General features: G+C 32.6%; 19 protein-coding genes. 3 read left to right on the forward strand and 16 right to left on the reverse strand.

Going from position 1 to position 19,098, the window contains the following annotated elements:
- Positions 1-2: 2 nt before the first annotated feature.
- The 3 genes from FF125_RS14575 to FF125_RS14585 are packed head-to-tail and all read left to right on the forward strand — an operon-like array spanning position 3 to position 5,559.
- Positions 3-2,375 (forward strand): ABC transporter permease, encoded by a 2,373-nt coding sequence (locus FF125_RS14575; protein WP_138950456.1) that lies wholly within the window; start codon positions 3-5, stop codon positions 2,373-2,375.
- A gap of 44 nt (positions 2,376-2,419) precedes the next feature.
- Positions 2,420-4,840: an ABC transporter permease gene (locus tag FF125_RS14580; RefSeq protein WP_138950457.1), complete on the forward strand. Its 2,421-nt coding sequence runs from the start codon at positions 2,420-2,422 to the stop codon at positions 4,838-4,840.
- A 56-nt stretch (positions 4,841-4,896) separates the two neighbouring features.
- The gene (locus FF125_RS14585) at positions 4,897-5,559 is read left to right on the forward strand and encodes an ABC transporter ATP-binding protein (RefSeq protein ID WP_138950458.1); all 663 of its coding nucleotides are present in this window, start codon (positions 4,897-4,899) and stop codon (positions 5,557-5,559) included.
- Positions 5,560-5,710: 151 nt separating this feature from the next.
- Here FF125_RS14585 and FF125_RS14590 read toward each other — a convergent pair whose 3' ends face one another.
- The 16 genes from FF125_RS14590 to FF125_RS14665 form a co-directional block, all read right to left on the reverse strand.
- Positions 5,711-6,124 carry an acyl-CoA thioesterase gene (locus FF125_RS14590; RefSeq protein ID WP_138950459.1) on the reverse strand — a complete coding sequence of 138 codons (414 nt, stop codon included), beginning with the start codon at positions 6,122-6,124 and terminating at the stop codon, positions 5,711-5,713.
- A 22-nt stretch (positions 6,125-6,146) separates the two neighbouring features.
- Entirely contained in the window at positions 6,147-6,521 is a 375-nt protein-coding gene (locus FF125_RS14595; RefSeq protein WP_138950460.1) for a nuclear transport factor 2 family protein, read from the reverse strand.
- Positions 6,522-6,563: 42 nt separating this feature from the next.
- Positions 6,564-7,853: an ABC transporter permease gene (locus tag FF125_RS14600; RefSeq protein ID WP_138950461.1), complete on the reverse strand. Its 1,290-nt coding sequence runs from the start codon at positions 7,851-7,853 to the stop codon at positions 6,564-6,566.
- Positions 7,846-8,601: an ABC transporter ATP-binding protein gene (locus FF125_RS14605; RefSeq protein WP_117883528.1), complete on the reverse strand. Its 756-nt coding sequence runs from the start codon at positions 8,599-8,601 to the stop codon at positions 7,846-7,848. The genes FF125_RS14600 and FF125_RS14605 overlap by 8 nt, the downstream gene beginning before the upstream one ends.
- Before the next feature lies 1 nt (position 8,602).
- On the reverse strand, positions 8,603-9,598 hold the full coding sequence (locus FF125_RS14610; RefSeq protein ID WP_138950462.1) for a BtrH N-terminal domain-containing protein: 996 nt from the start codon (positions 9,596-9,598) through the stop codon (positions 8,603-8,605).
- Positions 9,595-10,002, reverse strand: a complete 408-nt coding sequence (locus FF125_RS14615; RefSeq protein ID WP_138950463.1) for a hypothetical protein — start codon at positions 10,000-10,002, stop codon at positions 9,595-9,597. The genes FF125_RS14610 and FF125_RS14615 overlap by 4 nt, the downstream gene beginning before the upstream one ends.
- Positions 10,003-10,092: 90 nt before the next feature.
- Entirely contained in the window at positions 10,093-10,551 is a 459-nt protein-coding gene (locus FF125_RS14620; RefSeq protein WP_250629595.1) for an ABC transporter permease, read from the reverse strand.
- A complete protein-coding gene (locus FF125_RS14625; RefSeq protein ID WP_138950464.1) occupies positions 10,552-10,977 on the reverse strand; it encodes a hypothetical protein in 426 nt (141 codons plus the stop codon).
- A gap of 1 nt (position 10,978) precedes the next feature.
- Positions 10,979-12,112: a beta-ketoacyl-ACP synthase III gene (locus FF125_RS14630; protein ID WP_138950465.1), complete on the reverse strand. Its 1,134-nt coding sequence runs from the start codon at positions 12,110-12,112 to the stop codon at positions 10,979-10,981.
- A gap of 39 nt (positions 12,113-12,151) precedes the next feature.
- Complete coding sequence (locus tag FF125_RS14635; protein WP_138950466.1) at positions 12,152-13,090, reverse strand: dialkylrecorsinol condensing enzyme DarA; 939 nt, start codon at positions 13,088-13,090, stop codon at positions 12,152-12,154.
- 1 nt (position 13,091) lies between these two features.
- A complete protein-coding gene (locus tag FF125_RS14640) occupies positions 13,092-13,970 on the reverse strand; it encodes an LpxL/LpxP family acyltransferase (protein ID WP_138950467.1) in 879 nt (292 codons plus the stop codon).
- Between the two features lie 11 nt (positions 13,971-13,981).
- Positions 13,982-14,224 carry a phosphopantetheine-binding protein gene (locus FF125_RS14645; protein ID WP_117883535.1) on the reverse strand — a complete coding sequence of 81 codons (243 nt, stop codon included), beginning with the start codon at positions 14,222-14,224 and terminating at the stop codon, positions 13,982-13,984.
- An 11-nt stretch (positions 14,225-14,235) separates the two neighbouring features.
- Positions 14,236-15,453, reverse strand: a complete 1,218-nt coding sequence (locus tag FF125_RS14650) for a beta-ketoacyl-[acyl-carrier-protein] synthase family protein (RefSeq protein WP_138950468.1) — start codon at positions 15,451-15,453, stop codon at positions 14,236-14,238.
- 14 nt (positions 15,454-15,467) lie between these two features.
- A complete protein-coding gene (gene fabG, locus FF125_RS14655; RefSeq protein ID WP_138950469.1) occupies positions 15,468-16,199 on the reverse strand; it encodes a 3-oxoacyl-ACP reductase FabG in 732 nt (243 codons plus the stop codon).
- A gap of 3 nt (positions 16,200-16,202) precedes the next feature.
- Complete coding sequence (locus FF125_RS14660) at positions 16,203-17,351, reverse strand: WG repeat-containing protein (RefSeq protein ID WP_138950470.1); 1,149 nt, start codon at positions 17,349-17,351, stop codon at positions 16,203-16,205.
- Positions 17,352-17,476: 125 nt separating this feature from the next.
- A complete protein-coding gene (locus tag FF125_RS14665; RefSeq protein ID WP_138950471.1) occupies positions 17,477-19,006 on the reverse strand; it encodes an HAL/PAL/TAL family ammonia-lyase in 1,530 nt (509 codons plus the stop codon).
- Positions 19,007-19,098 lie beyond the last annotated feature (92 nt).

Raw genomic sequence — 19,098 nt, forward strand, 5'->3', positions numbered from 1 at the left:
TCATGGTTAAATATTATATCAAATTAGCGTTTCGAAATTTTAAAGCCAACAAAGTAATTTTTGGAGGAAGCTTGCTCACCCTATGTCTAGGGGCATTAAGTATTTCATTGTTATTTTCATATATCTATAATGAATTGACCATGAATAATTTCTTAACTCATAAAGATGATATTTATGTTGTCTTTGAGAGAAATTCGCCCGAACAATTTCGACCTAATGAATTTAATTTAAATCAATATAAAAGCTTTAATGCCAAAGATTATCCAGAAATAAAAAATCTTGCAGCTTTTGAACTCTTAAGAAAGGAATATTTTAAGTTATCCTATAACAACAATGTTTTTACAGAAAACGGATTACATGTGGACAGCACTTTTTTATCAATTTTTGATTTTCCTTTGCTGAGTGGTAGTTCAAAAACAGCTTTAAATGAACCTAATAGCATACTTTTAACGGAAACATTGGCAAAAAATATATTTGGTGATAAAAACCCTATTGGCAAGGTTATACAAGTAACTCTAATGGAAAAACTAAATGTTACTATTACAGGTATTCTTAAAACACTTCCTTCCAACACTGCTATAAAATTCGACTATATACTTAACGCTAAGAATCTCGGCATTTACAATTCAGCGACAATTATGTTAGGTTCTAAAAATATTGAGATTGACAAATTAACTGATAAAATAAATAAGACAAAAAAAAGTTCAGAATACGAGCAAAGTAAAATCAAACTCGTTCCATTAAATGATATTTATTTTAGTAATGGAGCATTTAACACTTCTTTATTTTCGAGGTACGGAGATAAAAGAAATCTTTCTTACTTAACCATAATCATTTTAGTTATTTTGATTATTTCCGCATTGAATTTTTCAACCATGCAGATTATAAGCACGAATAAGGCCTCAAAGAACAATGCAATAAAGCAAGTGAATGGAGCCAGTTTTCAACAATTGGCTCGGCAAAAATCGGTAGATTTGGCAATAACAATTTTTATTGCATCAATACTAATTTCTATTGGGTATTCAATAATATTGCCCTTTTATAATTCTTTTACTCAAGTTTCCTTAAACCCACCAATATGGATCATATTTTTATTAAATATGTTCATTATTACAATAGTAACTCTTGTTGGGTTGTTATACCCTATTCTGATCAAAAGAAGGGTTCCAATTCATGTTGGATTAAAAAATAAGATACAAAAAAATAAAGGGTTTATAGGACGAAAAGTTATTATTGTTACACAATATTCATTGACTTTTATTTTATTAATATCTTCAGTGGTAGTAGCAAAACAGCTTAACCTCATGTTAAATAAAGATTTAGGTTTTGCCACAGAAAATGTGATTAGAACAACCATGGTTGAATATGAAACAGGAAGTCATTGGTCAGTTACACAAAACAAATTAGACATTATTAAAGGTGAGTTAAAAGCAAACCCTAACATTATTGGCTTCACACATGCAGAGCCTCCACTAAATACTATTCAAGGCGATTGGAAAATTGCCGAAGGTGAACAAAAATTTTCCAAGGCACATCTTCTATTTGTTAGTTCAGATTATCTCAAAGTTTTTACAAATTTAAAAATAATTGATGGACGCTTTTTTGATAAAGATCAAGATACTATTGAAGAAAAAATAGTGGTTATTAATGAAGCAGCTAAAAAACATTGGAACATTACTGACATCAATAAAGTAAATTTGTATAGTCGATTCTGGTCTGATAATGGTCGTGGTTCGTATAAAATAATTGGCGTGCTGAAAGATTTTAATTTCCAACACTTATCCTCAAGTCCAGAACCTTTAATTATGATGAATGCTGGACACCTTATGGAAGGAGCGAAAAACAGTTCACTTATTACATTTAAAAAAGGGACTCGTAAAAGTAGTTTAGCTTTTATTGAGCAATTATTTATAGAACAAAACCCTAATTCAATCTTTAAATACTCTTTTTTAAAAGACGAGGTAACGGCTTTATATGAAAAGGAAAAACAACTAAGTATAATATATATTCTATTTACACTTGTAGCCTTATTAATTTCTGCAATTGGCCTCTTCACTATTGCCCTCTATGATACACAGCGAAGAGTAAAAGAAATAGCTGTGCGTAAAGTTAATGGTGCTACTGTAAATGAACTGCTGATTATGCTTAACAAAAGTATTGTTAAATGGATAGTTCTAGCTTTTATCATAGCAAGTCCTATTGCCTATTTTGTGATGCAAAAATGGTTAGAAAATTTTGCATACAAAGCGAATATAAGCTGGTGGATATTTGTAGCTGCAGGGTTATTTACGTTAATTATTGCATTAATAACGGTCAGCTGGAGAAGCTATAAAGCAGCCCTCGCTAACCCTGTAGAAAGTTTAAAATCGGAATAGAGCCTATCAGCAATGAAGCCTCATAAAATTATAACTGTCAAATTATGTACAAATTATACTTTAAAATTGCCCTAAGATATTTACTTAAAAATAAGCTCTATTCGTTTATAAATATTACTGGATTAGCTATTGGTATTGCCTCTTTTATTCTGATTATGCTTTACGTAAATTACGAAATGAGTTATGATAAGTTTGAGGGGTCTGAGCATGTATATCGTGTCTTTATGGATGCCAAAGAAGGTGAGACCTTCGAGCCTTCAGATGCTCAAACTGCAAATCTTATTGGCCCAACTTTAAAACGTGAATTCCCTGAAGTTAAAGAGCAAGTTCGATTGTATCGGTTTGAAAAGATTACTTTTAAAAGAGATGAAAAAGTATTTGAATCCAACAAAGGAGCATTGGCAGATGCTACCTATTTTAAAATCTTTAACTATCCTTTATTAAAAGGGGCAAAAGAAACTGCCTTAGCAACTCCCAATGCGATCGTGTTAACCAAAGATTTCTCAAAAAAAATATTTGGAAATGAAGACCCTATTGATAAAACCATTTCTGCCTTTTACAATGGAGAAGAAGCTTTATTAACAGTTAAAGGTATTTTAAAAAACATACCCGATAATACCCATATGAAAACCAATTTTTTAATCTCTATGGAGACTTTTGCAAATTGGTGGGCATCAGATGATCAGGTAGCACCAAATTGGGGACATTGCAATTTTTTTACCTATTTAAATGTTGATGAAAAAGCGAACTACAGCTTACTTAAAAATAAGGTAATTGCCTCTGACTTTGAAGATGACCCCGACGAAAGGTACAATATAGAACCTTTGGAAAGCATTCATTTATATTCAGATAAACCATATGAAGCCGAAGCAAATGGAAGTCTCAGCAGAATTAAATTTTTGACAGCAATTGCATTTATAATTCTCATTTTATCATGGCTTAATTATGTTAACCTTTCTACAACAAAATCGTTAGAAAGAGCAAAAGAGGTAGGTATTCGTAAAGTTGCAGGTGCACAAAGAATACAGCTCATTTTTCAATCTTTATCGGAATCTATTATTCTAAATATTATTGCAATTGTTCTAGCTGTTATATTGACGGTTTTTATGCTTTCTGTTTACAATAGTATAACGGGTAGCCAATTGGTCTTACAATCTTCAATGTTTACTCAGTTTTTACCTATTATCGGGATTCTTGTATTAGGTATAGTACTTGCTGGATTATATCCCGCAATTTTATTAAGCGGCTACTCCCCTTCTAAGGCTTTAAAAGGCAAAGTAAGAACGTCAGCGAGCGGTTTAAATATCCGTAAAGGGCTCATTATTCTACAATTTATGGCTACCATTATATTGTTGATTGGCACCATAGTCGTAACGAAACAAATTGATTTTTTACAAAAACAACCTATTGGAGCCAATTTAAATGAGACCGTTAGTTTTCAAGGTGAATTTCTTTCTCAACTATCAGACTCGTTGGTCAGAGACAAATACAAAACACTTGAAAATGAAATAAAAGCATTTCCATTTGTAACTGCTGTCGCCCGAACGCAAACCTATCCTGGTGGAGGTTTTGACGAATTAAATTCTTTCGTTGGTCTTACCTACCCTAATGGAACCGAAGACAGCAGGAAAACCTATTACGGCTATGCCACACAACCTGAATATTTCGATTTATTAGATATCAAGTTTCTTGGCGGAACTACTTTCACCAACAATTCAGCGGGTCAAAGTAGGTCAATCATTATTAATGAATCCGCAATGCGAGAAATGGAAATTGCCACTCCAAGTGATGCTATTGGAAAGGTTGCCACATTCTTTGGTATCAATTGGACAATTTCTGGTGTGGTAGAAAACTATCATCATTTTGGATTGAAAAGTTCTGTGTTACCTATGATTATAATTCACGATACAAGCAGTAATAATTTATTAGTAAAATTTAATAACAAGGTGTCTTCTAATTCAGGATATACGGCGGCTATTACTGATATTGAAAATAAATGGAAACAAGTTTTTCCGCAAAGCACTTTTAATTATACTTTTTTAGACAAAAAGTTTGAAGCACAATACAATGAAGATAAAAAGTTCAGTTCTGCCTTTCAAATTTTCACTATTCTTGCTATCTTAATTGCTTCCATGGGGCTTTTTGGATTAACTTCCTATACGTGTATACAGCGTAAAAAAGAAATAGGCATCCGTAAAGTAAATGGTGCAACTATTGGTCAAATACTACAATTATTAAATCAAGATTTTGTAAAATGGGTTGGAATTGCATTTATAATCGCCGTACCAATTTCGTATTACGCCATGAACAAATGGTTGGAAGGTTTTGCTTTTAAAACAACCATCAGTTGGTGGATATTTGCCTTAGCAGGAATTTCCGCATTATTGATTGCTTTACTAACCGTAAGTTGGCAAAGTTTTAGAGCAGCAATGGCAAATCCGGTGGAAGCTTTAAAGGATGAGTAAATTTTAGAAAAATTAAACAGATCTCTCGTACCACGAGATTATAAAAAAGATAAAAAATGTTACTACAATTAAACAAAATTTTTAAATGGGTAAATTCAGGTGGACAACGGGTCTTCTTGTTAAAAGATTTCAACTTAGAAGTTGAGGAAGGAGAGTTTATTTCTATAATGGGACCTTCAGGTTCGGGTAAATCAACCTTGCTTAACATTATAGGCATGTTAGATGGTTTTGATGAAGGTGAATACAATTTTATGGATGAATCTGTACATACCTTAAAAGAAAAACACCGAGCGAATTTATACAAACAGTACATTGGTTTTGTTTTTCAGGCCTATCATTTAATTGATGAATTGACTGTCTATGAAAATTTAGAAATGCCTTTATTGTATAAAAAAATAAGTGGATCTGAACGCAAAGCTCTTGTTGCTGATATGCTAGATCGATTTAATATCGTAGGGAAACAAAAACTATTCCCAACGCAATTAAGTGGTGGTCAACAACAATTGGTTGGTGTTGCCCGTGCATTAATTGGGAATCCGAAATTAATATTGGCTGATGAACCTACAGGAAATTTAAACTCCAAACAAGGAGAAGAAATTATGGAAATTTTTAAGCAATTAAATAAAGAAGGAGTAACTATAATCCAAGTAACCCATTCAGAGAAAAATGCTGAATATGGTTCACGAATTATTAATTTATTAGATGGTAGAATGGTTTAGGTTTAGGTTTCGACTACGCTCAACCTGACAATAATACGTAACAATTGATTTCTTTTCGAAATATATTAAAGATATATATATATAATTTAAGCTTTTTCAATCCCTCCAACTTCTGACTGAAATCGTCTGAAGGGAGGAGCCATTTAGTACTTTACAAACCAACTTTACGCTTCCAATCTTCAAAGAATTTAGGAGCCGTTAAAGCCAAGTCACCATTATCATCTGTAAAAACCTGAATGGTTTCACCCGTACACACAATTTTACCTTCGGGATTAAATATTTTATAAGTAAATATCATTTTTGCCGCTGGTGAATCTACAAAAGTGGTTTCTATGGTGGCAATATCACCATATTTTAATGGTAATTTGTGCTCACAAGAAGATTTCACTATTGGGGTTGCAAAACCATTTGCTTTTACATCTAAATAAGAAATTCCATGTGACCTTCCGAACGCCTCTCTACCGTCTTCAAAATAGGTAATATAATTACCATGCCATACAATACCAAGCGGATCTGTTTCATTAAAGCGAACGCGTATTTCTGAAGTGTAAGTGATACTTTTCATTAACTTATGGATTATAGTAAATTTAATACATTTTGTTTTCGTTTGCCGAAGTTTTTGGTATTTGCTGAATCGCATCCCAATGTTCAACAATTTTTGCGTTGGCATCAAATCTGAAAAAATCCATCGTAACGTACTCATCACTATCAGGCCATATTTGGTGCGTATGTAATGCAACCAAATCATTTTCAGAGATTACACGAACAAATTCAATTGATTTCTTAGGATATTCTCTTTGCATGCGTTCAAAATATTCAATAAAACCCTCCGTACCATTAGCCACATCAGGATTATGTTGAATGTATGCTTCCCCAACATATAATTCTATAGCTTTTCTTGGATTCCCTTCATATGCCAATTTGTAAAACGCTACGGCATTTTCTTTCATTTTTTCTTTCATAAATAATTAATTTAGCCAGTGAGCATCATACTAACAACCCCATCAAACCGCCCGTTTCCTTTTATCATACCATACTGAAATACCAACTGTTATGATAAAAAACAATAATAACAGTCCAATATCTGGTAAGATTTCTAAAATTCCACCATTACGAAGTAGCACATCATAAAAAGCATTTAATCCCCAATTCATTGGTGAAATATTTGATATGATTTGCATAAAATTAGGCATTAAAAATACAGGTACCCAAACACCGCCAATTGCGGCCAAAATAACAACCATAGTAGCTCCTAGCGGTGCTGACTGTTCTGGTGTGGTTGATAATGTGCCTAATAAAATACCAAAACCAATTGCTGCCAATCCTGAAAATAAAGCAACTACAAACAAGGTGAAAAAGTTAGAGCCAACTTCTAGAGCATGTAAACCTAACATTGGTAATACATAAACACCTACTGCTAACATTAATAAAAACTGAACTAAACAGACTATCAAATAGGTAATCGATTTTCCACCCAACACGGTTAAATAGGAAACTGGATTTGTCCGTAACCGAACAAACGTACCTTGATTTTTTTCTTTTACAATATTTATAGATAATGGAATAACAATAAAAAATATGGCAAAGAGCGTCCACGCAGGTACATTGTGTTGTGTAGAATTGGGTAAGGTTACCCCTTGCCCCTCTTTGGGATTTATTTCTTTAAATGAAACGAAATTGTTTTCAGTCAATAATGGATTTTCTTCGTTGGGTTCTCCTTCACTTAATTCCGCTTGAAAAGCTTCATAAATAGATTTTGATTCTATTCTAGAAATCATTTTATCTATGTTGCTCATTACTGCATTTTTAAACGATTTTTGAACAGCAGGATCAAAATACAATTTGATTTCTTTATTTAAGATAACCTCATCAGCAACTTTAGGCTCATCATCTACGCCAAATTCACTAAGAATTTTGGCTACATTTCGATTTACTTTTTTATCTAAGTCAGCACTTAAATGTTGTGGAATAATTACAGCGAGTTGGTATTTTCCTTTTAACACAGCTGTCTTTGCCGCTTCTTCTGTAAAATTATTTTCCGCTTGTTTGGTGACAATTTCAAAGGCATCACTTTTGTTCAGATTTTCTAAAATGGTAGCAGATATTGCTCCATTATCTTGATCTACAAAAAGAATGGGAATTTTAGCGTCATTTATCGTTTTAAACGAACTATCTTGAATTAAAGTAATGGTGATTATCAACACCAACGGCATTACAAAAAGAATAACCAAACCACCCAAATCTCTTGATAAGAGTAACATTTCTTTATATGTAGAACTGATCAGTTTACGCATAATCTCTTAAAGCCTCACCTGTTAATTGAATAAATACATCTTCTAAATTCTGAGCATCATTTGTGTTGTCGATAAGCTCTTTTGGAGTCCCTGAGGCAACAATTGTACCACTATCAATTATCGATACTTGGGTACAAAATGTCTCTGCTTCATTTAAATGATGTGATGTATAAACGATCGTAGTTCCATTAGCATTTAACATTTTTAAATGCTCAATAATTACATTCTTAGATTGTACATCTACGCCTACTGTGGGCTCGTCTAAAAATAATATTTCTGGTTTATGTAAAATACCTGCAATAAGATTTACACGTCTTTTCATACCTCCAGAAAAAGTACTCACTTTTTTATTCTTAAATTTTGAGAGTCCTAAATGATCTAAACTTTCAATAACTTTTGTTTTTAAAGTAGTACCTGACAATCCATACATCGCTCCGAAATACATCAAATTTTCATAGGCGGATAATGTTGGGTACAAGGCATATTCTTGAGGAACAACACCAATAGCCTGCTTAATATTTTTAGCATTTTCTTTAAATGAGAGTCCGTTAATCTTGATCTTTCCAGCCGTTGGTTTTAGCAAACCACACAACATAGAAATCAACGTGGTTTTACCAGCTCCATTCGGACCTAATAAACCATAAATTTCACCTTTTTCAATGTCTAAATCCAAGTGATGGATGGAGTAATTATCCGCTCCTTTATATTTTTTGGAAACCGTATCGATTTGAATAACAGCGTCAGTCATTTTATATCGCTTTCTTTAATTTTTTAAAGAATACCTCTTCCCTATTAGAAAGGGCTACTAATTGATCGGCTACTTTATTATAAGCATCTAATTCAGAGCTTCTATTTTTATAAATTCGTGAAGCATCAATAGCAAAATCACGCCAAGAATCGCCTATTTCAGTTATTTCCAAGGACAATTCTTTTAATTTAGGATTTTTTAATATTACCGCAGCTTCCTGTAAAAAAGCACCGTAAATAAAACGGAATCCACCGCCGCCAGTACCAATTTCTTCTTGCATTCTAACCAGTTGCCCCAAATAATGATTGGCTACTTTTACGCCTTTCTTTTCCGGCCATTTTCGAATCAATTTAGCTATGGTTCGCATACCTCTGACTCCAACATAGGGAACAGGTGCTAACATATCACGACAAACCGTTTTAATTCCCTTTTTTATGGCACTTTCCAATTGCAATTCTTTTGGGAAGTGAACAGGATAATACATATGCCCTTTAGGAGCCATAGCTCCTTTGGCAAAACGCACTCTATTTAATTCTTTTTTGGTTAAAGTGGTTGTCGTTTCCATAACAGGATCACTAATTAAATAAGTATCCTCTTCTTTACCATAAACAACCAAGTTATGAGCATTAAAATGAAAACGATATTCGTCTGGAAAATAAGACAAATGATAAACGCCAACTTGTAAACCAACAGGATTATTACGTTGCAATTCCGCTTCTAAAGCCTTTTCCGCATTACTTTCGTTTCTGAATTTAAAGCGTTTCACTTTTATCCCTACGCGTTGAGCGAAACGTTTAAAAATGATACCTGGCATGGGTCTAAAACTCACCACAGGAGCGTGATTCACTTTTAAAAAGGGAATGTATACAAAGAAAAGACCAGAACCAATACCAAATACCATTGGTTCACTGATTTGATATCCTTTATGTTTTAGTAAGTTTGAAACCACCCCATTTTCACAATGTGCAGATTGATGATGTGTAAAGTCTATCTTCATATGTTTTTATCAATATCCTGCAATTGCTCGATGGTAATATCAAAAACATCTGCGTATTTCTGTAATATTTTAGTATTTAATTTTTTAAAAACCTGAGGCTTAAAATGTCTTTTAACACGCCATTGCCAGAGTCCTACATAACTTGCCAAAATAGGTAAATCCATTTTATTAACTTCCATGTAATAATCAATTGGACTAGACTCATTTGCTTCTACTCTCTTTTTAGCAGCGTCAATTCGTTCTTTAATATCTTGAATGGCATTATCTAAAGCGATGGTTTTCGGATCCCAACCTGTACTGTTTTCTGTAGTATATTCACCATTTTCATCAACAGCATAACAGAGTTCACGAAAATTAGCGGACTCTAAATTACTTTTGTCTTGTGGTACTTCACTTTTTTTCATGCGTTTATACTTATTGTTTGTTAACGGTCACGTTAATCGTATTGATCATTTACTTGGGAAACAACACTTTTAACCTGCTCGTTTCATGTCTTATTCTACTTCTTTAATAAATAAGTTCATTACACATTCAGCTAAAACAATTTCTGCATTTTCAATACTACAATTTAATGCACAAATACTATATCCATCAGCATCAAATCTTGAAATTAGATTTGCAGTGGTAACAATTGTCTCGTTTAATTGTGGCAATTTAATGATATTAAACGACTTAACACCACTTATAAAACCTACAAGCTTTGTGTTTTTTCCTTCAACATCTTCCTCATCAAAATAACTTTTACCTACTATAGCAGAACATGTTTGAGCAGCATTTTCTATTAAACCCGACTCCGAAAGCACATTGTCATCCACAAAAATACAATCAGACGTAATTAAAAAATCAGTCTTAACACTTTCATTATCAATTGACAATAAAGTATCTACCATTAACATAGGAACTCTATGTGGTAGAAAGTTTTTAATATCAATATGACTTGAAGTGCTATCCAATTATTTTGCAACTACTGTTTTCATTTCGCTAGTAGCGATTGATTTACCATTTAGTTTAACGTTAATGGCGACTAAAGTTACACCCATTACTTCGTGTAAAATAGAAGCCGTTGTTTCTAACGTATCATTTAATTGGGGCAAGATAAGAATTTCTACGCTTTTAATAGATCCTATATATCCAGTAGGAGAAGGTTTATCTAATAAATGGTATTTATACCCAGTATGCAGTGCAACTGTTTGAGCCATATGCTCAATTAAACCAGGTTCTGTAAACGTATTATTTTTAGTAAAAATATTGGCATCTGAAATGGTTAAACAAGAAGTAACCTCGCTATCCGTATAATGTAATAATTTATCAACCATTACAAACGGTGCTTTTTGTGGAATTAAATTAGTTACGGGTATGTTTAACGAATCGTTATTCAAATTAACAAACAGTTAAAAGAGCATAATTATAAGCAAATCTTGCACTTTCAGGAACATGTAACAAAATGGTATCACCTTTATTTAATTTGCCAGAATCTACTAATTCTTCTAACATAATATAAATAGAGGCTGCTCCTACATTTCCTACTTTTTCTAAATTCATAAACCATTTGTCCAATGGTACTACAAAATCTTGTTTTACCATTTCTTCATACAATTTATCCTTAAAATAGAAAGATGAAATATGTGGTAAATAGTAGGTTAAATCTTCAGGTTTCACATTATGCTTGTCTAAAGCATGTTTTAAACTATCAACGCCTTTTACTAAAATATTTTCACTTAGTAATTTCACATCTTGCTTCATGGCGAACAAAGATTGTTCACTCCAATCATGAGCTGGAAACTCACTCCAAGGCTTTAACTGGCCATTTTCTAATTTATCTCCACCAGCGTACATACATGTATCTAGTTCATGAGCATATGAATATCCTTCAATCCATTCAATTTTTAATGGTTGTTTCCCTTTTGGTTCACTTTCTAATAAAACAGCACCTGCTCCATCGGAAAGCATCCAACGTAAAAACTCTTTATTAAAAGCAATTATAGGCTGCTCTTCTAACGATTTTAAATGGTTCACCTCTTCTTCAAAAGTATTCGCCATCATCCATGAAGAAGTACGTTCAGAACCAGCACAAACGGCATTGTTTACTTGATGAGCTTTAACAGATAAGAATCCATATTTTAACGCATTCATTCCCGAACAACACGCACCTGAAGGTGAATTTATTTCTAAATTTCTATTCTTTAAAAAGCCATGAACCATTGCGGTATGCGATGGTAATATTTGATCAGGACTTGAGGTACCACAAGATAATAATTCAATGTCTTTTGTCGTAAAATCTTCATCACAAAGAAGCTCTACAGCTTCCTTAGTCAGTTGTGCATTATTGTGCGTAATTTCACCATTTTCATCAATGGCATAATACCTCGTTTTAATCTTATTATTTCGTAAAACTATACCTTTAGCTTTGGAAGATTTTCCATTTAGAATACCCAATTTTTGTTCCATTTGATCGTTGGAAACAGGGGTGTTAGGTAAAAATTTTGCAATTCTAGTTATGTAAACGTCATTCATTCTTTAAAAGTAATATTTTTTAAGGAAACTCCTATTAAATTAAGTATTAGATATACCCTTTAGTTTAACAGAAGCATAATATTTTTTGTCTTTCTTAATTTTACCTATAAAAGGTAAATAGGTCAGCAAAAATACAATAAAAAGTACTGGTCCGAAGAACCAAATTGCAAATTTTAAATATTTATCAAAAACCCGAACCCATTTTAATCGTTTTGGTTCTCCAGGCTTGCCTTTTTTGATGATAAAATTAGACCATTTATCAAAAATAACATTAGCCCTTTTGTCCATTGAAATTAAAAATGGTTTTACTACAACGGCACCTATGCTTACTAAATTATCTTGTAAAGATGTGAAGTCATTTTTATTTAAGCTTTCCAATATTGGTTTGCCAAACTTAACAGATTCATCTATATCTTTTTGAGAAACTCCTGGTTTTGGAAAAACACCTAAATACTTTTCCTTTTTACCATTCATCATCCATTTTTCAATGGTGATAACACTAACATGATTGAGATTTCTATCTACCAAGGCAATATTACCCACTAAATTCGCTTGGTTTTCAATTAATAAATGCTTCATTTTTTCTTGAGCCTTTATCCACATATTACGACACGCTATAAGTGTTACAACGGGCGTATCTTTTACTATTTTTTTAGCGGATTCCGATTTTAAAAATGAGTTTATGGGTACTGAAGGTGTGAGGTACCAAACTTGATATGCAAGTATTACTAAATCGTATTTCTTAGTAAATATTTCAGGATTTGGTTCTTCCAATGTACATGGAATTTGCAAAAAAGATTCAGGAAAAACATCATAAAACTTATCTGCTTTCCATGGAAAACCATATTCTTCAACAGGTTTTATTTGATGATATGAAACGGAAACATTAGTTGAATTTTCCAGTTCCTGTGCTACATTTTGAGCAATTTCTAGCAACTGCCCAGACTGTGTGTAATATATTACTAAAACGTTTTTCATATTATTTTTTATCTTCCCAAAAATCGAAATAATTAAACCATTGCAACGGGTATTGTTTTAAAATCCACTCGATACTCTCCGTATAGTTCTGTAATAAACCCTGAGCATCTCTTTTTTTAGCCGTTGCCAATCGGGTATATAAATGATAATGCTTAGTGGTTTCTTTCATTACATAAACAAAAGCTACGGGAACTTTTAAGCGAGATGCCAATAAAAAAGGCCCCGCTGGAAACTTCGCTTCCTTTCCTAATAAATGCTCTTCTAAAAAACGTGTTCCCTCAAAATATCTATCTCCGGTAAAGCAAATTAATTCATTATTTGCTAATGCTGAATTGATTTCAAAAATATGAGATAAATCTTCCTTTATCAATATTAATTTAATACTTGATTTTTGTGAAACCGACTCTAAATACTGCTTTATATCACTATGCTCTTGATCAGTTGTAACAATATTTATTTGTGAGTTGAAATCAATTTCTTTAAAAAAGAACTCTGCTATTTCAAAATTACCAACATGAGCACTGATTAATATTCCACCATTTTTATTAGCAATGAGTTGTTTTAAATTATCAATACCATCAAAATCATAAGTGAATTTATTACGTAATCCCGATCTTATGGCTACTTTATCAATTATGGTTTGTCCAAATTTATAATAACTTTTATAAACATTGAAGACACTTTTTATTGAGGAATATTTTAACCTTTTTCTAAAATAATTATAGGAAGCTTTTGTGCCTTTGGGAGAAAATATCAAGAAATAAAAAGCAACGAAGTACAAAATAAAATAAGCCGAACGTAAGCCCAGCTTTTTCATAAAAAAAATAAATATTCTATAACCTAAAACGGTACCTCTGGATTTACCTTCCCATTGTGCCATAACAGATTATATTAAGCTAACTTCCGCTCTATTAAATTATAAAAATCATGAAGTTTAATCACGTTTACAAAATCTTCACCAATCAGTTTTACACCGAAATTAGATTCTACAGCAACTACCAGATCAACAAAATCTAAACTATCTAGCTCTAATGTTTCTTTTAAGTTAGCCTCAGGGCTAATTGCATCCTCTTCAACTTCAAATTCATCTATAAGGAAATCATTAATTTTACTAATGATGTCTTCTTTATTCATAACCGTAATAATTAAATCTTTTTAATAATTAATGCCGAGTTTGTTCCGCCAAACCCAAAAGAATTGGACAAAAATACATCAATTTTTTTATCTACAGTCTCTCTAGCAATGTTTAATTTTGCAGCGTCTTCGTCTGGTGTTTTCAAATTAATATTAGGAGCAACAAATGAATGTTGCATCATTAACATTGAATAAACCACTTCACTTGCACCTGCCATCCAACACTCATGACCCGTCATTGATTTTGTAGAACTTATATAAGGACAATTATCACCAAATATATTATAAATTGCTTTCGCCTCATTAGCATCACCTACTGGTGTAGAAGTGGCGTGAGCGTTAACATAGTCAATAGTTTTTTTATCTATTTTAGCTTCATCTATTGCTTTTTGCATGGCCCTGGTAGGACCATCAGCGTTGGGCGTTGAAATATGATCACCATTTGATGAGAATCCATAACCAATAATTTCACCCAAAATAGGAGCTCCTCTTTTTATTGCTGAATCATAACTTTCTAAAATCACTGTGGCTGCACCACCGCTTGGAACTAAGCCATCTCTTTCTACATCAAAAGGTTTGGATGCTTCTGCAGGATTTTCTTCCTTTATTGAAAACACACCTAAACCATCAAAACTAGCCATGGCTAGTTTATTTATTTCTTGAGCTCCGCCACAAATTATAGTGTCTTGTAACCCACTTTTTATTAAATGATAACCAACACCAATAGCATGCGAACCACTTGCACACGCTGCACTTATCGTAAAATTCACTCCTTTTAACTTGAAAATAGTAGATAAATTCATGTTTACAGTAGAATTCATCGCTTTAAAAATAGCTCCTGACCCCACTAATGTAGTATCTTTTTTTTCTCTTACGATATCTATAGATTCAATAACTGACCGTGCCGTACTATCATTACCAAATAAAATACCAACTTCATTAATATCTAAAAAATCTTGCGAAATTCCAGCATTTTTTAAGGCTTCAATGGTTGATAGGTATGCAAATTGAGCTTCTTCGCCCATGCTGATCCGTTGTCTTCTTGAAAGTAGTTTTTTTAAATCGGGTTCTGCAACCATTCCGGTTAGTGCAGAACGGTAACCAAACTCTTTACGTTCGGCATCAAATACAATTCCTGATTTCCCTTTATATAAAGATTCTTTTACTTCGTCTAAATTACTCCCTATACACGAGTAAATACCCATTCCTGTTATAACAACTCTATTCATTTTTCTTTCAGCAATTATGAATAAATTCCACCATTTATATTAATTACCTCACCAGTAATATAAGAAGATTTTTTGGAAGCTAAAAACGAAACCAAATCAGCTACTTCTTCGGCCTCACCGAATCTGTTTACAGGAATCATTCTTTTCAATTCTTTTTCATCTAACTCGGCAGTCATATCTGAATTAATAAACCCAGGAGCTACCGCGTTAACTGTTATTTTTCGTTTAGCTACTTCTTGAGCTAAAGCTTTTGTAGCGGCTACAATTGCTCCTTTGGCTGCAGAATAATTGGTTTGTCCTGGTGTACCTTTCACACCCGAAACAGAAACCATATTAATAATTCTACCGTAGCGATTACTTAACATTTTTTGAATTAAATGATTGGTAACATTATAAAAACCATTTAAACTTGTATTGATAACACTGTGCCAATCTTCAGCAGGCATCCACATGAACAAACCGTCTTTGGTAATTCCTGCGTTGTTTACTAACACCTCAATAATTGAACCTTCGTTTGCATCAATCCAAGTATCCAGAGCATTTTTTACAGCATCCGCATTGGCTACATCAAACTGAATAATTTCACCAGTATTACCCAACTCTTCAACCTGTTTTAAGGTATCTAAAGCCGCTTCTTTATTTGAATTGTAATTGATTAAGATATGGTAATCAGAATCTTCTGCCAACTTTTTACAAATTGCTTTTCCGATTCCTCTAGAACCTCCAGTTACTAATGCACACTTCATTAACTATTTATTTATATCTGTAAATGATTCAACTCTATCAAACCAAGTATTATTTAATACATTACCCTTAGTATCGATAAAACCCCATTTCTTTTTCTTACTAACTCTTGCTAAACCGTTATAAAAACCTTTTTCATTGCCTTTTCCAAAGATAAGTCCTACAGCAAGTAATCCACGGTTAGAAATTTCATATTCATAATCAACAACTAGTTTTCCAGAGGTATCAATAAACCCCCATAACTTATCCATTTTTACAGGTGCCAAACCGTCTGCACTAAATATCTCAGCATCTCTAAATGTTTCAGGAATTACCATTTCTCCTTTCGTATTAATATACCCCCATTTGTCTACCGTCATTACGGGAGCTAAACCATTATAAAACCCTCTTACTTTTTTATAGTTAGGTTTGATTACCCATTCTCCTTTTCTATTAATAAAACCAACTAATTTTAAGGCATCATTGGCATACGTTAATTCTTCACCATCACGAAAGTCCCAAATTTTTAACGCACCTTCAACTTTAATAAATTTACTATCAACGATCATTCCACTTACACCATCTTTCTTAGCGGTCAGATTTCCTTCAGACCAAATTCCTAAACCTTCATATTCTGCAGGTAAAACAATTTTACCCATCGTATTTATTAAGCCATATGATTCGCCTTTTTTTACTTTGGCATGCCCATTTTTAAAGGCATAAATTTTATCATAGGTAGGCTCTAAAATAATTTCTCCTTCTGGATTAATCAAACCAACAAGATCATTTTGTTTAATGTATGCTACTCCGTCTTCAAAGCTATAAAGTTCTTTAGATTCGGGCATTTCCACTTTTTCACCTTTCTTATTGATATACATCCATTCCTTGTTCAACAACACAATAGCTAAACCACTATTAAAGCTCTTAACTTTAGCATACGTTGGTTTTATGACTACCTCTCCTTCTCCATTAATATACCCCCATTCTTTACCTTCTTTAAAAGGGGCTAACCCATCTGCAAAATTACCAGCGTCTTTAAGGGTAGGTTCAATTATCCAAGAACCATCTGGTTTAATAAATCCAACTTTCTTTTTTTGAACAACTAAAGCAGCTTTTTGAGCAATAACGCATTGACTAATAAGAGCTACCACTAAAATAAATAGTATTTTTTTCATAATAATTAGAGTTTATTTCAAAAATAGAAATTAAATTGAATAATTCTATTTTTTATGTATAACCTGTATGAAATTCGGTACAACTGGCAAAGAACTCCACTTAATGAGTTCAATTTACTAAAAATTTAGTTACTCTTTGTTTCCATCAAGTATTTTTTGACTGCACCAACATATGGATACATTACTATATCATCTTTAAATGCAGGTACAAGATTTCTAACGGCATCAAATAACGTTTTGGTAGTCGATGAAACTTTATCTTGAAATTCTAAATATTCAATAGCTTGTATAATTGTAATCATTTCAATTGCAACTACTTCAAACCCATTTTCAATTACTTTTTTAGTCATTAATGCTGCATTAGTACCCATACTGACAATATCTTGATTGTCGTTGTTATTTGGAATACTATGCACGTACATCGGATTAGACAAGGTTTGGCTTTCTGCTGTTGTAGAAGTTGCTGTGAATTGCACACCTTGCATTCCGAAATTTAATCCCAATTGTCCTAAATTAACAAATGGAGGTAGAATATCGTTCAATTTAGAATTTAATAAATAATTCAATTGACGTTCTGCCAACATGGTCATTTTTGTGGTAACAATTTTTAATTTGTCCATTTCTAGAGAAACATAATCACCATGGAAATTGCCACCATGATATACTTGTTGTTTATTAACATCAACTATAGGATTATCATTAGCTGAATTAACCTCTTCAATTAATACTTTTTGTACACTTCTTAAAGTGTCTAAAACAGGACCTAATATTTGCGGTACACAACGTAACGAATAATACTCTTGCACCTTCTCTTTAAAGACAGTGCTATTTTCATTAGCATTGTATAAATATTCTTCTCTATTTCTTATTAATGAGCTGTCTTTTAAATGCTCTCGCATTCTTTTGGCAACTTCTTGCTGCCCTTTATGTTTTTTAGTGCTGTTTAACTCTTCTGATAAATGATCACTATACGCCTCTACCACTTCATTAATGGCAGATGAACATTTTAACACCCAGTTTAATAATCGTTTGGTATAAATTACATTTACAATACCAATACCTGTCATTACTGAAGTACCGTTAATTAACCCTAACCCTTCACGTAGTTCAACAGTAATTGGTTTTAACCCTTCAATTTTAAAAACTTCAGCCGTTGGTACACGATCTCCTTTATAAAAAACTTCTCCTTCACCTATCAATACCAAAGCTAAATGTGCCAATTGTACTAAATCACCACTCGCTCCTACACCACCATGCTCATAAATTAAAGGTGTAATATCTCTATTTATAAATTCTTTCATCAATTTAACAACCGATGGGTGTACACCAGAATTTCCTAAACTTAAGGTATTTAATCTAGCTAACATTGCTGCTTTTACATACATTTCAGGGATTGGATTACCAACACCAGAGGCATGACTTCTAATTAAGTTATATTGAAGTTGAATTCTATCTTCATCTTTGATTTTGTATTGAGCCATGGGCCCAAATCCGGTATTTACACCATAAATCACTTTGTTTTCGGAGAACTCTTTTAAGAAATCAAAACTCTTTTCTACCCTTGTTAGTAAGGTCTTATCAAGTTCAATTTTACTTTTATTAAAAATTACTTCGTAAAAATCTTTTAAATCTAATTCTCCTTTAATGTTAAGCATTCACTACAGGGTTTATTGGTAAATAATTCACTTTTTTGATATATTGAAGCGACAAATTTAATATTTTTACACAGAACTTAGTCAAAATTAGT

This window comes from Aureibaculum algae, from assembly GCF_006065315.1.
In the GTDB taxonomy this organism is placed as follows: domain Bacteria; phylum Bacteroidota; class Bacteroidia; order Flavobacteriales; family Flavobacteriaceae; genus Aureibaculum; species Aureibaculum algae.

What these genes read in the sequence shown, in the direction of transcription:
- FF125_RS14590 (WP_138950459.1), bottom strand. Translation starts at nt 6,124, where the DNA reads ATGAAAAGTATCACTTACACTTCAGAAATACGCGTTCGCTTTAATGAA.
- fabG (WP_138950469.1), bottom strand. Translation starts at nt 16,199, where the DNA reads ATGAAGTGTGCATTAGTAACTGGAGGTTCTAGAGGAATCGGAAAAGCA.
- FF125_RS14580 (WP_138950457.1), top strand. Translation starts at nt 2,420, where the DNA reads ATGTACAAATTATACTTTAAAATTGCCCTAAGATATTTACTTAAAAAT.
- FF125_RS14615 (WP_138950463.1), bottom strand. Translation starts at nt 10,002, where the DNA reads ATGAAAAAAAGTGAAGTACCACAAGACAAAAGTAATTTAGAGTCCGCT.
- FF125_RS14665 (WP_138950471.1), bottom strand. Translation starts at nt 19,006, where the DNA reads ATGCTTAACATTAAAGGAGAATTAGATTTAAAAGATTTTTACGAAGTA.
- FF125_RS14650 (WP_138950468.1), bottom strand. Translation starts at nt 15,453, where the DNA reads ATGAATAGAGTTGTTATAACAGGAATGGGTATTTACTCGTGTATAGGG.
- FF125_RS14635 (WP_138950466.1), bottom strand. Translation starts at nt 13,090, where the DNA reads ATGAAAAACGTTTTAGTAATATATTACACACAGTCTGGGCAGTTGCTA.
- FF125_RS14630 (WP_138950465.1), bottom strand. Translation starts at nt 12,112, where the DNA reads ATGAATGACGTTTACATAACTAGAATTGCAAAATTTTTACCTAACACC.
- FF125_RS14660 (WP_138950470.1), bottom strand. Translation starts at nt 17,351, where the DNA reads ATGAAAAAAATACTATTTATTTTAGTGGTAGCTCTTATTAGTCAATGC.
- FF125_RS14575 (WP_138950456.1), top strand. Translation starts at nt 3, where the DNA reads ATGGTTAAATATTATATCAAATTAGCGTTTCGAAATTTTAAAGCCAAC.
- FF125_RS14610 (WP_138950462.1), bottom strand. Translation starts at nt 9,598, where the DNA reads ATGAAGATAGACTTTACACATCATCAATCTGCACATTGTGAAAATGGG.
- FF125_RS14640 (WP_138950467.1), bottom strand. Translation starts at nt 13,970, where the DNA reads ATGGCACAATGGGAAGGTAAATCCAGAGGTACCGTTTTAGGTTATAGA.
- FF125_RS14605 (WP_117883528.1), bottom strand. Translation starts at nt 8,601, where the DNA reads ATGACTGACGCTGTTATTCAAATCGATACGGTTTCCAAAAAATATAAA.
- FF125_RS14645 (WP_117883535.1), bottom strand. Translation starts at nt 14,224, where the DNA reads ATGAATAAAGAAGACATCATTAGTAAAATTAATGATTTCCTTATAGAT.
- FF125_RS14595 (WP_138950460.1), bottom strand. Translation starts at nt 6,521, where the DNA reads ATGAAAGAAAAAATGAAAGAAAATGCCGTAGCGTTTTACAAATTGGCA.
- FF125_RS14600 (WP_138950461.1), bottom strand. Translation starts at nt 7,853, where the DNA reads ATGCGTAAACTGATCAGTTCTACATATAAAGAAATGTTACTCTTATCA.
- FF125_RS14585 (WP_138950458.1), top strand. Translation starts at nt 4,897, where the DNA reads ATGTTACTACAATTAAACAAAATTTTTAAATGGGTAAATTCAGGTGGA.